Here is a 12,458-nt window from a genome sequence, read left to right as displayed (position 1 = left end):
GCCAGCGACACGGCCGGGGCGGTGAACGCGTGAGCACCGAGCTGAGCGGTGTCGATTCTCCGACTCAGGAAACTAAGACGTCGTTTTTTATGGCGTGATCGGTCGTTGATCCGTACATGGCTGATCTCGTTGAGTGGCTGGTGCCGGACGAGTTGTGGGTGTTGTTCAGGCGAGTGGTGCCGCCGACAGTGGTCACGCGTCCGCAGGGTGGTGGTCGGCGTCGGGCAGGTGACCGTGAAGCTTTGGCAGCGATCATCTTCGTGGTGACGTCAGGCTGCACGTGGCGGCAGCTGCCGCCGGTGTTCGGCCCCGCCTGGCCCACGGTCTGCCGCAGGTTCGCCCAGTGGAGCCGGGACCGGGTCTGGGCCCGGCTCTACCGCGTGATCCTCGACGAACTCGGAGCGAGGGGTGAGCTGGACTGGTCCCGGTGCGCGATCGACTCGGTCAGCCTGCACGCCGCAAAAGGGGGCTGCTGACGGGACCGAACCCGACCGGTCGCGGCAAGCCGGGATCGAAGATCCACCTGATCTGTGACCGGAACGGGCTGCCGCTGTCCTTGGGTATCTCCGGTGCGAACATGCACGACAGCCAGGGTCTGGAACCGCTCGTGCGGGGCATGCCGCCCATCCGGTCCCGCCGCGGGCCCCGGCGCCGCAGACCGGCGAAACTGCACGCAGACAAGGGTTACGACTACGACCACCTGCGCCGATGGCTCCGCAAGCGTGGCATCCGCCACCGCATCGCACGTAAGGGCATTGAGTCATCACAACGGCTGGGCAGGCACCGCTGGGTGGCGGAGAGAACCGTGTCCTGGCTGGCCGGCTGCCGAAGGCTCCACCGCCGCTACGAACGCAAGGCCGAACACTACCTCGCCTTCGTCGGCACAGCCGCAACCCTCATCGGCTACCGCCGATTGGTTACTGCGCTCACGGCCTGAGCCGGTCCTGCTGAACGTCGAAGCAGATCAGCCCCATGGACTGCGCGACGGCCGCCGCGTAGGCCGATGCCTCTTCAGCCATGCTCCACCGCATGGCGAAGTAGATCAGCGGACCGCTTGCCTCGTCGATCAACGGACCAGTGGACCAGGGCGAGGTGTCCTCGTCGTCCTCGGTGATGTCGCACCACCGCTCAAGCAACGAAGCGACGTAGGCCGCAATGCGTTCGGAGGGAGGCTCCTCCACCTCCCCATCGATGTAGCGGTCGTACAGATCGCTGAAGACCAGGCCGGCGGTCTTGTCATCCGCTGGTCTCTCGCCTTCCCAGACAGCAAGGTCGTAAGTCATGCCCGGGAGGCTCCCATACCGCACTGACAACCGCGCAGTCGGTCAACGACGCGAGCGTCAACCATAAGAAACGACGCCTAAGGGGCATCGGGGCGATACCGGTGGTCGCACTCTCCGGGACTTCCGCCGTTGTCCCTCAGCGTCCTCCTTGTTGACCACGGCGCCGGACCGGCGGCTCGGGCGCCGGGGCCGGGGCTCAGAGCTGCCCTTCATCCACTCCAGCAGCCGGAATGCCCGGTCGCTGTATTCGCGGGGTGCGTACAGCGCGGTGCAGGCCACTGCTCCGAAGAAGACCAGCAAGGCGGTGACCACGACCACGTCTGTGCCGGTGCCTCCCGCGCGTCGGTCTGTGGTCACTATCAACGTCCTCCCTGTCGCTGAGGCCGCGCCGAAATCCCGGAGGCGTGGACTTGGGGTTGCCGGCCACCAGCGTAAGAGCTGGAAGGGGGAGCCACCGGAGTTCGAATGGAACCTGCCCCGGGGGGCATCTGTGGTTCGCGGGGCGACCGGCGGTTCAGGGTGTTCTTGGGGGTTCCCATAAAACCGCCGATCCCCGAAGGCGGCTGATGGCGAATCGGCGAGCAAGGACGTCGCTATGGAGGGACCAGCCGTGGACATGATTCTCGTTACAGTCAGCTCGCTTCGCTGGCGCCACGGCGAACATGAGACGGTCATCGGGTTGACGGGTTCGGGGAAGACACCACTTGGAGTCGGCAGCCGCGAAGTGGGTGAGCGAACCCACGGGCACTCCAGGCGAGGCCAGCTCAGTACGCTGCAGAGGACGTCGCGTCGGGCCGAGGGGACCGTGAACCAAATGGGCGCAGTTCGACAGGGCACTACGCGAAATGTCCAGGAGCGGTGATTGGCTCGTTCTTCTCGACGAGCTGAGTGCTGCCGCACCTTCCGGGAACTCCGGGGTGCTTCCGAGGCGGCCGATCCACGGGCTACGGGCTCGCCAAGCAGGGGGAGTATCCGGTCAGGGTGCTGCGGCTCGGCAACGCCTACCGTGTGGTGACAGCCGACCTGCTGAAGCTGCTCGGGCTGGAGCGCCAGCAGCCGGAGGGTGACCAGATCGAAGCCGGAGGCGATCTCCATGGCCTGTGCGCTTAGACGCGATCACATCTCAGTGCGCACCGCTCGATGCGTAGATCAATGTGCAGGGCCTCGGTGCCGCCGGGTCCCTGCAGTCTGCGGTCGTGGCTCCTGCCAGGAGCCAACAATCAGGGGCCGCAACGAGAGCCGACGAGATTTCTCTGATCTGGCCGGAGGCTGCATTGCCCGGTCATCAGCAGCGGTGTGCAAAGGTTTGTCTGCTTCAGTACTCCGGTTGCAGTTCGCTATCGCTGCTGGTCAGGCGCAGGTTTCTGAGCGTGGTGGGCTGACTCGCCGTCACGTGGCAGGGGTTCGCGACCGCGGTGCGACGCTTGTAGTGGCAGCGCCTGGTGAGGAGCGTTTATCGCCCTCGCCTGAGAGCACTTCTTCCGGATCATCCAGGAGGGACTCGCCGGCTTGGTCGACGGGGAGCACTTTTTCGACATCCTGGCCGAGGACGTCGTAACCGACTATGTGGTCTCCGTCCCTGGCTACCCGCACCAAGTCGAGGGGCGCCGCGGCAATTGCCGACCTATACCGCAACTACGGCGACACGATGGTCCTGTCAGGCGCGGACGAGTTGGCCTCCACCACGACACCGGCAAGTCCGTGGTCGTCCTGGTGGAGTACGCCGTGCACGGGCGAGCGGTCCACACCGGACGCGCCTACGACAACCACTTCGTCTCCGTGATCACCATCAAGGACCGTCAGGTGACGCACTGGCGCGACTACCTCGACCCCATCGCCGCCTTCCAAGCCCTCGGTCGGCCGACAGAGCCGCGCTGACGGGGCGAACCACGGCTTGCCAAAGTGGCCAAATTCGCCTGCTTTCTCCTCCATTCTGCATGGGCCTGGTAGAGAGGGTGATCTGGAGGCAGATCTGGTCCAGCAACCCGCGAGAGGGGCTGAACAAGGAACTCCGCCGACGTACCGATCAGGGTTCCTCCCTGACCACACCGCCTTGATCCACCTGGTCGGCACGGTCCTGGCCGAACGAAGCAACGAGCGCCTCACCGCCCGCACTGAGAACCGTGATGTCTTCACCACGCTCGCAGCGCGCGACGCGCAGTACGACGCCATCGTGGAATGGGGTGTCCCGGACCGCCATGCGCTCTCCCGACTGCAGTCGATCGTCCAGCCGACACTCGTCACACAGGGTGACAACGACCTTATGATCCCTACCCGGAACAGTTACCTGCTGGCCGCCCTCATCCCAGACGCCGAATTGCGCATGTCGAAGATGCCTCCCACGCCTCCCTTTTTCCAGTACCCCGAGCGCTACGCCGCCGACGTCAACACCTTCCTCAACAAGCAGCGCCGGATAGCTGAAGGTCTGTCCGAGAAAGGCCCGGGAGAAGCGAGGGTAGTAACCAGACCACAGCCAGGCTGGTCAAATCACCTCTGTGAACCGGTACTCCATCCGTCTGGATGGAGTACCGGTTCACAATGTTTCTTGACGTTGTGGGGTACCGGGATTCCCGCCATGCAACCCTTCTCAAGCTGCATGCTCGGGACCGTATATCGGAGCCACCGTGAGAGTTTTGGAGATGCGTACCGCATGGTCGACGTCGTGGGGGGTCGTCTGCTCCCGCAGCCACACGCCGGCGGTCGACCTTGACGCGTCTGAGTGCATGATGGGAACGTCGGCGCGCATCCTACATACCGGCGGCGGAGCTGAAGCTGGCGGAATGGGAACGGAGCGACTACTTTACGAGGCCTTCTCGCTGAGTAGCTGGGCGCTGCCGCGGTCGGCGGCGATGCGTTGGACGGTGCGGGCGAAGGCGATGACCTCGGGCCGTGAGGTCTTCGGGAGCCAGCCGAGGGCCAGCGTCGTCGCGGGCAGGTCGGTCACGGGGACGGCGACGACCTCCCGGGTCAGGCGATCGGCGGCGGCCGAGCCGACGACGGCGATGAGCCGGCCCAGTGCGACCCGGTCGACGATCTCGTCGAGGCCTATGGGCGGGCAGCGTTTCAGGTAGGCGGGCTCCTGGCGGAGGTCGGCGGTGCTCACCGCCGTGCGATGCGCGAGGGGGTGGTCGTGCGGCAGGAGCGCGACGGGGTATTCCTCCGCGACCTCGGTGGTCTGCAGGTCGGTGAGGTCGGCGCTGTCCATGCAGAGGATGGCGACCTCGGCCGTTCCGTCGCGCAGCGCACCTGCCTGGTCGTCGGTGAAGACGAGCTCGGGTTCGACCCCCTCGTGGGACCGCAGGACCTGCGCGAGCAGCCCGGACCCGGTGCCGGGACGTACGGCGATGACGAGCCGTGCGGGACCGGCTGCCCGCCGGGTGCGTTGCACCGCGGCGTCCAGTCCTCGCAGCAGTCGGCGGCAGTCGTTGAGGAAGACGACCCCGGCAGTGGTGAGCTCCACCCGGCGGCTGGTGCGCTCCAGGAGACGCACTCCGATACGGCGTTCCAGCCGGGACACCGCCCGGGACAGCGGCGGCTGCGCCATCCCCAATCGCTCCGCCGCCCGGCTGAAGTGCAGCTCCTCGGCCACCGCGACGAAGTACACGAGCTCCCGGGTCTCCAACTGATCCATACCTCCAGAGTATCGCTTCGTGTCGGAATGGTCATGGCTCCCCGAGCGACACGCTGCTTCGATGGAAACAGCCGCGGCGGGCGTTTCTCCCCACTGGAGAGCGCCCCACCGGGCATCTGCTGCGGGTCCCGGATGCGGCAATGAGACGACGAAAGGAAACTGCTCCCATGAGCGACGAGCGCAAGGTGCAGGAAGTCTTCGCCCGCTACGTCCGGGCGACGGACCGGCGCGACGGCAAGACGCAGGGCGCCCTGTTCACCGACGAGGCGGTCGTGTCGATCAAGATCAAGGCCGGCCCCGACAGCTACGAGCCGTTCGGCGAGCCCCTGATCGGCGGGGCGGGTGTGGAGTACGCGGTCACGAACCTCATGTCCCCGCATCCGGAGGGCGGCTCCAGTCACCACACCACGTTTGACCACCTCATCGACGTCGACGGTGACGATGCCCACCTGAACGCCCAGTTCGTTGTCTACAAGGTGCAAGCCCTTACCCGCCCGGTCGACGGTTGGCCGACCGGGACGATTGGGCCCCAGGCCACCATCCGACCCGTTGAGTCCGGCTACTACGACACGGACCTGCGCCGGATCGACGGCGAGTGGAAGATCGTCAGGCACACCGTGCTGATGGACATGCCCATCGCGATTCCGGGGACCTGATGCGCGCCATGGTCTACCGCCGCTACGGCGGCCCGGAAGCCCTGGAGCCGGGCGAGCTCCCCGAGCCCAAGACCCATGTCGACTCGGTCCTGGTGCGGGTACGGGCCGCCGCGCTGAACCCCGCCGACCTGGCTATCCAGGCCGGGGCGCTCGACAGCGCCGTCGAGACGTACTTCCCGGTCATCCCCGGCTGGGACATCGCGGGCGTGGTCGAGCGCGCAGGACCCGGGGCCCCGGAGTTCGCCCCGGGGGACGAGGTCATTGGATACATCCGCGGCGACGTGCAGCGCGCCCACGGCGGGCTGGCTGAACTCGTCTCCACCGGTGTCGGCACCCTCGTGCGCAAGCCCCTGACCATGGGCTTCGCCGAGGCGGCTGGCCTCCCGCTGGCAGGCCTGACTGCCTACCAGGCGATCGTCCACGTCCTGAAGGTCCAGCGGGGCGAGATCCTGCTCGTACACGGCGCGGGCGGCGGGGTGGGGTCCCTCGCCGTCCAGATCGCCCGGTCCCGCGGAGCACGGGTCATCGGCACCGCCTCCACCCACGACCACGCCTATCTGCGCATGCTCGGGGCCGAGCCGGTCGCCTACGGGGAAGGCGTCGTCGAGCGGGTCCGGGAACTCGCACCGGGTGGCGCGGACGTGGTCTTCGGTGCCGTCGGCGGTGTGCTCGCCGCGACGGCGGCAGCCGGTCGCCGCGGTGCACGGATGGCGTCCATCGCCGAGATCGGTACTCCGGGCGTCACCTCGGTGTTCTGCCGTATGGACCGCACCGATCTCGCCGCCCTGACCGAGCTCGCCGAGACCGGCCGGCTCACTGTGCGGGTCGGCGCCACCTACCCCCTGGAACGGGCGGCCGACGCACAGCGCGCGCTCGCAGGTGGCGGCACGCGGGGGAAGGTCGTCGTCGAGATCCGCTGAGCCGTCGGCTCGGCCTCGTGCTGATCCCACTACACCCTCGCCTGCCTCGGTCGCACCCCTTCTTCGTCGAACGCGCTGCGGGCGCGATGTTCGGGGTGCGCCCAGGCGCGTAGTCGATCACCTGTCAGCAACCTGACCGCACTACGCGGTTACTGTCCTTGGGACGGACTCACACGACCATCGCCCCATCTCGTCGCCGCACTGTGCGGACGACCATGATCGCCCCAGCCGTTGCGGCTGGTGTGAGCCTCGTCGGCGTCGGTGTCAGCAACGCCGCCACCAGGGGCCCTCCGCCAGCCGCTGCGGCGACCCGTGCCAATGACTCCGCCGGCGCCCACGTCCAGCAGATCCTGGCGCGCTACGTACGTGCCACCGACCACCGAGACGGCGCCGCTCTGTCCGCGCTCCTCACACCACAGGGAAAGGTGGACGTCTCCGCCAAGAACGCCAAGGGCGACCACCAGCCGGTCGGATCGCGGATCGTTGGCCGGACAGCCATCGCTTCCGCGGTCACAGAACGTCAGAGCCCACTGGGAGGGATGCGCTCCGAGCACCACGTCACCTCCGACCCGCTCGTGGAGATCCACGGGAAGACCGCGCACCTGAACGCCCAGTTCCTCACCTACGCCGTGCACGGAGCAGCCGAACCTGCCATCGGCTGGCCGGCAGGCACAACCGGCGCCCAAGGCGTCATCAAGCCCTTCGAGGCGGGCTACTACGACCTCACCTTGCAGCGGGCGGGCTCCGGATGGCAGATATCCCACCTTCGTGTCCTGCACGATCTGCCGATCGCACTCCCACAGGGCTGAACCGCTGCCCCGGTCTAGTGTCCTGAGTCGCTAATTCGTCGGCAGTATGAGGCGAGGGATTCGAGGATCTGGTCGGCGGTCCTGGTCCAGATGAACGGCTTGGGGTCCTCGTTCCATGAGTCGATCCAGGTGCGGATGTCCTTCTCCAGTGCCTGGACCGACTTGTGGACGCCTCGCCGTATCCGCTTGTTCGTCAGCTCGGCGAACCATCGCTCGACGAGGTTCAGCCAGGACGAGCTGGTGGGCGTGAAGTGCATGTGGAACCGGGGATGGGCCAGCAGCCACTTCTTGACTGCCGCGGTCTTGTGGGTCGCGTAGTTGTCGCAGATCAGGTGGACCTGGAGCCCGGCAGGGACCTCTCTGTCGAGTTTGCCCAGGAACTTCTTGAACTCCTCGGCCCGGTGCCTGCGGTGGAGCGAACCGATCACCTTGCCGGTGGCCGCGTCGAACGCGGCGAACAGGGTGGTGGTGCCGGCGCGGACATAGTCGTGGGTCGCCCGCTCCGGCACCCCGGGCATCATCGGCAGCACCGGCTGAGACCGGTCCAGTGCCTGGATCTGCGACTTCTCGTCCACACACAGCACCAGCGCCCGCTCCGGCGGGTCGAGATACAGTCCCACCACGTCGTGGACCTTGTCGACGAAGAACGGGTCCGCGGACAGCTTGAACGTCTCGGAGCGGTGCGGCTGCAGCCCGAACGCCCGCCAGACCCGCGAAACGGTCGACTGGGAGAGTCCCGTCCTCTTCGCCATCGACCGCGTCGACCAGTGCGTGGCATCCTCCGGCCCCGACTCCAGAGTCCGCGCGATCAGATCGGCGACCTGCTCATCCCCCACCGTGCGGGGCCGGCCCGGACGGGGCTCGTCCGACAGCCCGTCCAGACGGTCCGCGAGGAACCGCCGACGCCACTTCGACACGGTGTCACGCGACACCCCGACCCGCTCCATCACCACACGCGTCGACACAGGGAAACCGTCCTCCCCGACCTCGTCACAGGCCAGGACCACACGAGCCCGCATCGCCATGTCCTGCGCGGACTTACGCCGCCGAACCCAACCCTCCAACACCGACCGCTCAGCATCAGTCAGATCCAACGGCACAAGCTTCGGTCCCGGACGCACCATGACCCAACCCTACGGAAATTTAAGACTCAGAACACTAGGCCCTGTCCGGGCGATCATGTGGCGGGCATGGGCTGCTTGAATCGTTATGCCTCGGGAACGGCAGCCAGTTGTAGATGGTTGGTGTCACCGAAGGGCTGCGCCTGGACCTCGACGACTGATGCGTCGAGCCGGAGTGTGAAGTAGGGCACCCTCAATCCTAACCGGAAAAGTGTTCCCGATTGAGGTACGGTGGATTTGTAAGCGGAAAAGTCTTCCCGGTTAGTTCGACACTGGGCCCGCCTCCTGGAAGGGGTTGATTGTGATGCGTACGTGGCTGATCACCGGAGGGACCTCTGGTTTCGGGCAGGCATATGCGGTCGCCGCCCTGGAGGGCGGCGACCAAGTGGTACTGACCGCGCGACGACCCGAGCAGCTCAAGCAATGGGCCGACGTGCACGGCGACCGTGTGCTGACGCTCGCTCTGGATGTCACCGATCCGAGGCAGGCTGCCGCGGCGGTCGCTGCCGCCGAGGCACGGTTCGGCGCGGTGGACGTACTGGTGAACAACGCCGGCGGCGGCTCGCATGGCTCGGTCGAAGACGCTGACGAGCGCGAACTGCGGCAGACCTTTGAGATCAACTTCTTCGGGACCGCAACAATGATCCGTGCAGTTCTGCCCGGCATGCGCGTCCGGCGCAGGGGCTGCATCGTGAACGTCTCCTCCGTGGGCGGCGTACGTGCCTTCCCCGGCGTGGGGTACTACAACGCTGCCAAGTTCGCCGTCGAGGGCCTCTCTGAATCTCTGCGCCAGGAGGTCGAACCGCTCGGGGTCAAGGTCCTGGTTGTCGAGCCGGGGGCCTTTCGCACCAGAGCCGACAGCGTCGGCTACTCCCTCGGGGCGTTTCCCGTGCGCGAGGACTACGAGGGAACCGTCGGTGTGTTGAGGGATGCGCTGGTCATGATGAACGGCACGCAGCCGGGTGATCCGGCACGAGGGGCTCGCGCGGTCGTCGAAGCGGTGGCCTCGGGAAACCCTCCGCACCGCCTGGTTCTTGGGGGCCTGGGTTACGAGCAGGTCACCCAGAAGCTGGAGGCGATGCTGGCCGAGACACGGGCATGGCAGGACGTCTCGCGTGGCGCAGACTTCCCTGACAGCGCCCATCAGCCGGGCGAATACGTCTGACCGAAGGCCCAGACCCGACGTCGGCCCCGCTCCCTTGCCCTTGAGGAAGAGGACCTCTCATGCCCGACACTCCGCGCCCCCTGAGACGGGACGCCGAAGCGAATCTCACGCGCATCCTGGACGTGGCCGTAGCCACCTTCAGTGAGGAGGGTGTGGACACCAGCATCGAGGTCGTCGCGCAGCGGGCGGGTGTCGGTCTGGGCACCATCTACCGGCGCTTCGCCAACAAGAACGCCCTCTTGGACGAACTGGGCCGACGCCTGCTGGCAAATGTGGTCGCCATCGCCGAGCACCATCTCGAAGATCCTTTGGGGACCGGGTTGGCCGGCTACTTCCAGGACATCGGCAAGTTGCTGTCGACACACAGCGGCCTGATGGCGCGCCGTTGGACGATGCCCGACGCCGAGCCTGTGCTTCAGCGCTCCCGTGAACTTCAGGGTGTGCTGCTGGCCGACGCCCAGCGGCATGGCCTGGCACGGCCCGAGCTGACCGCCGAGGACGTCGCGGTGGCCTGCTGGTCCCTGCAAGGCGTGGTGGACACCACCCGTGGCCTGCCGGTCCAGGCGTGGCAGCGGCATGTGGAAGTTCTCCTCGCCGGCTTCGCGCCTGCCGGGCAGCGTTTCATCCATGCTCCCCTCACTGCCGCCGAGATGGACTCAGTCATCAGCTCAGCCCCCAACGATCCCACCCGTCCGGTCAAAAAGCAGTGAACCGAGACGGCAACGGCCCCGGATCCTTCGGCCCGCCCCAGGTTCCGGCCCCGCGGTGGAAGATCATGCCGTGGGCGGTGAGCTGACTCCTGTCGGTGGTCATCACGCCGGTCGCTATGCGGTGCGTCGATGTCGATCGTGCCGGGCCAGCGGCATGCATCCAGCTCACGGGCTTCCGTGTGTCCACCTCATCCTCCTCGCCAGCGGTGGCCGACTTGGTTCGGGCGCCGTCGAACGCTGCCCACGCTGCGATATCGACCTACTCGGGGAGTGGGCGGTCGTCGATGACGTTCTTCATGACCAGGGTGGAGGTCAGGCGCTGGACGCCGGGCAGTGTGGCGAGCCGCTGATCGTAGAGCTGCTGGAAAGCGGCCAGGTCGGTTGTGGCGACGCGCAGGAGATAGTCAGGTTCGCCGAACAGTCGCTGGGCCTGGATCACTTGCGGAACATCTGCCACGGCCTCCTCGAAGTCGGCGACAGTGTGTGAGCTCTCCCAGCGCAGGGTGGCGAACACCAAGGCTTCGAAGTTCAGCCCGACGGCTGCGGGGTCCACCACGGCGCGGTAGCCGCGGATCGCCCCTTCCCGTTCGAGATCGCGTACGCGTCGGTGGCAGGGCGAGACGCTCAGCCGCACCCGTGCGGCCAGCTCGGTCACTGTCAGACGGCCATCCAGCTGCAGTTCAGTAAGAATCTTCCGGTCCAAGGCGTCCATGAGGAAGATTCTCCCCCAGATAGACCCGAATCGGGGGTAAGAACAGGAACACCTTCGACCATATCCGACCTAATGTTCCCTCTCGTAAAGCAAGAAGTGAGAGGCAACGCGATCCATGGATACGACCAAACTGACCGCCTTCCTGGCGGTGGATCTCCTGCTGGTGTTCACTCCCGGCGCGGACTGGGCCTACGCCATCTCCGCGGGACTGCGCGAGCGGGCCATCGTCCCCGCGATCGCCGGGCTCATAGCCGGATACGCCGGATACACCCTGCTCGCGGTGGCCGGCCTGGTGGTACTCGTCGCGAGCTCCCCCAGCATGCTCACGGCATTGACCGTCCTTGGAGCGCTGTATCTGATGTGGCTCGGCCAAGGTGTCCTGACCCATCAGGTCGTCCTGGGTGCGGGCGCGGAGCCCACCGGCTCCTCCCGGCGGCAGATCATGCTGAAAGGCTTCGGAATCAGCGGCCTGAACCCCAAGGCCCTGCTGCTGTACTTCTCCCTGTTCCCCCAGTTCATCGCCCCGCACTCGGGGTGGCCCGTAGGCGCCCAGATCGGACTGCTCGGCACCTTCCACATGACGATCTGCGCTGCCGTCTACCTCGGCGTCGGCCTCCTGGCCCGGACCGTCCTCCGGACCCGCCCCTCGGCGGCCCGCGCGGTCACCCGCACCTCCGGCGCCATGATGATCGCCATCGGCGGATTCCTCCTCGCCGAACGGCTGGCTGGATGACCGGCCGCTTCGCCCAACCCGACGACCGCAGCACCCAGCTACTGCTTACGGCTGGTACGGCCGGCCATGTTGTCCACCCGGAGGAGGGCACGTGGAAGACCAGACGTTGCGGGAAGAGGTAAGCCCAGAGGCAAAGGCACACCTCTTGGCCAGTTCCGAAACACGGCAGCAAGGGTTAAGCCCACAGGTACGGGGGCACGTCCGGGCCAGTTCCGATCGACAAGGGCTGATGGGGCGCCTCGGTTCACGCATCGCGCACCTCGCATCGGAGCGCGTGCACATCGTGCTTCCGGCCCGGCCGAAAGTAACACCGCATCACGGCTTTTTCCACGCGTGCCACCAGTACCATCACCGACAGCGCGGGCGGCTATGCCGCCTTCACACTGTTTCCCATGGGCGCCTCGATGCTCACGGTGGAGTACAAGATGAATCTTCTCGCGCCAGCGAGGGTAACTGTATCGAGGCCGTAGGAACTGTTCTCCGGTCCGGGCGGATACTGACGGTATGCCGGCCTGGAAGTATCAAAACGGCCAGCGTCTGCTCGTGGCGGCCGGCCAGCAGACGCCGATCTACGTGGAAGAACAATCCGGAAACTGAGCTATACGGGCAGAAGCCCACTCGGTACGGGCTGTCGCCGGAGTCGCGTCGGCGACAGCCGCACTGGTACGGAGGGGCTGGAGATACCCCTGGCCGCGCTCTGATCCTAAGCGTTGTCCCG

At 66.6% G+C, this 12,458-nt stretch carries 13 protein-coding genes and 2 pseudogenes; 11 read left to right on the top strand and 4 right to left on the bottom strand.

Annotated elements, in window-relative coordinates:
• Positions 1–116: 116 nt before the first annotated feature.
• Positions 117–937, top strand: a protein-coding gene (locus KQY30_RS33600; RefSeq protein ID WP_217310290.1) for an IS5 family transposase whose coding sequence is annotated in 2 segments (ribosomal slippage) — positions 117–464 and positions 467–937 — 819 coding nt in all. Because the reading frame shifts where the segments join, the coding sequence is not laid out codon by codon here.
• On the opposite strand, the gene KQY30_RS33595 is transcribed toward KQY30_RS33600, so the two are convergent.
• Positions 927–1,283, bottom strand: a complete 357-nt coding sequence (locus KQY30_RS33595) for a hypothetical protein (RefSeq protein ID WP_217310289.1) — start codon at positions 1,281–1,283, stop codon at positions 927–929. The genes KQY30_RS33600 and KQY30_RS33595 overlap by 11 nt on opposite strands.
• A gap of 891 nt (positions 1,284–2,174) precedes the next feature.
• Between KQY30_RS33595 and KQY30_RS33590 the strand changes: the two genes are divergently transcribed.
• The 3 genes and pseudogenes from KQY30_RS33590 to KQY30_RS36865 form a co-directional block, all read left to right on the top strand.
• Positions 2,175–2,393, top strand: a complete 219-nt coding sequence (locus tag KQY30_RS33590; RefSeq protein WP_217311465.1) for a hypothetical protein — start codon at positions 2,175–2,177, stop codon at positions 2,391–2,393.
• Between the two features lie 399 nt (positions 2,394–2,792).
• Positions 2,793–3,161, top strand: coding sequence for a nuclear transport factor 2 family protein (locus KQY30_RS33585; RefSeq protein ID WP_217310288.1), 369 nt, complete (start codon positions 2,793–2,795; stop codon positions 3,159–3,161).
• Between the two features lie 74 nt (positions 3,162–3,235).
• Positions 3,236–3,381, top strand: a pseudogene (locus KQY30_RS36865) (transposase); the annotation flags it as partial.
• A 702-nt stretch (positions 3,382–4,083) separates the two neighbouring features.
• Here KQY30_RS36865 and KQY30_RS33575 read toward each other — a convergent pair.
• Positions 4,084–4,914, bottom strand: a complete 831-nt coding sequence (locus KQY30_RS33575) for a LysR family transcriptional regulator (protein WP_254407449.1) — start codon at positions 4,912–4,914, stop codon at positions 4,084–4,086.
• A gap of 167 nt (positions 4,915–5,081) precedes the next feature.
• Between KQY30_RS33575 and KQY30_RS33570 the strand changes: the two genes are divergently transcribed.
• From KQY30_RS33570 to KQY30_RS33560, 3 genes are all read left to right on the top strand, one after another.
• On the top strand, positions 5,082–5,570 hold the full coding sequence (locus KQY30_RS33570; RefSeq protein ID WP_217310286.1) for a nuclear transport factor 2 family protein: 489 nt from the start codon (positions 5,082–5,084) through the stop codon (positions 5,568–5,570).
• Complete coding sequence (locus KQY30_RS33565) at positions 5,570–6,490, top strand: NADP-dependent oxidoreductase (protein WP_217310285.1); 921 nt, start codon at positions 5,570–5,572, stop codon at positions 6,488–6,490. Before KQY30_RS33570 ends, KQY30_RS33565 begins: the two co-directional genes overlap by 1 nt.
• A 215-nt stretch (positions 6,491–6,705) precedes the next feature.
• Entirely contained in the window at positions 6,706–7,299 is a 594-nt protein-coding gene (locus tag KQY30_RS33560) for a nuclear transport factor 2 family protein (RefSeq protein ID WP_217310284.1), read from the top strand.
• A 14-nt stretch (positions 7,300–7,313) separates the two neighbouring features.
• On the opposite strand, the gene KQY30_RS33555 is transcribed toward KQY30_RS33560, so the two are convergent.
• Positions 7,314–8,423 carry an IS630 family transposase gene (locus KQY30_RS33555; protein WP_217308917.1) on the bottom strand — a complete coding sequence of 370 codons (1,110 nt, stop codon included), beginning with the start codon at positions 8,421–8,423 and terminating at the stop codon, positions 7,314–7,316.
• Positions 8,424–8,724: 301 nt separating this feature from the next.
• Here KQY30_RS33555 and KQY30_RS33550 point away from each other — a divergent pair, with 301 nt between their 5' ends.
• Together KQY30_RS33550 and KQY30_RS33545 are read left to right on the top strand one after the other, a co-directional pair.
• Positions 8,725–9,585, top strand: coding sequence for an oxidoreductase (locus KQY30_RS33550; protein WP_217310283.1), 861 nt, complete (start codon positions 8,725–8,727; stop codon positions 9,583–9,585).
• 59 nt (positions 9,586–9,644) lie between these two features.
• The gene (locus KQY30_RS33545) at positions 9,645–10,295 is read left to right on the top strand and encodes a TetR/AcrR family transcriptional regulator (protein WP_217310282.1); all 651 of its coding nucleotides are present in this window, start codon (positions 9,645–9,647) and stop codon (positions 10,293–10,295) included.
• Positions 10,296–10,554: 259 nt separating this feature from the next.
• Here KQY30_RS33545 and KQY30_RS33540 read toward each other — a convergent pair whose 3' ends face one another.
• Positions 10,555–11,007: an Lrp/AsnC family transcriptional regulator gene (locus KQY30_RS33540; protein ID WP_217310281.1), complete on the bottom strand. Its 453-nt coding sequence runs from the start codon at positions 11,005–11,007 to the stop codon at positions 10,555–10,557.
• Between the two features lie 115 nt (positions 11,008–11,122).
• On the opposite strand from KQY30_RS33540, the gene KQY30_RS33535 reads away from it, so the two are divergent.
• Both KQY30_RS33535 and KQY30_RS33530 read left to right on the top strand, forming a co-directional pair.
• Positions 11,123–11,740 carry a LysE family translocator gene (locus KQY30_RS33535; protein WP_217310280.1) on the top strand — a complete coding sequence of 206 codons (618 nt, stop codon included), beginning with the start codon at positions 11,123–11,125 and terminating at the stop codon, positions 11,738–11,740.
• Positions 11,741–11,969: 229 nt separating this feature from the next.
• Positions 11,970–12,337, top strand: a pseudogene (locus tag KQY30_RS33530) (PaaI family thioesterase).
• The last annotated feature ends 121 nt before the right edge of the window (positions 12,338–12,458 follow it).

Source organism: Streptomyces sp. GMY02, assembly GCF_019056675.1.
GTDB classification, from domain to species: Bacteria; Actinomycetota; Actinomycetes; order Streptomycetales; family Streptomycetaceae; genus Streptomyces; species Streptomyces odonnellii.
The sequence above is the reverse complement of the archived record's forward strand: the minus strand, read 5'-3'. Positions and strand labels throughout refer to the sequence as shown.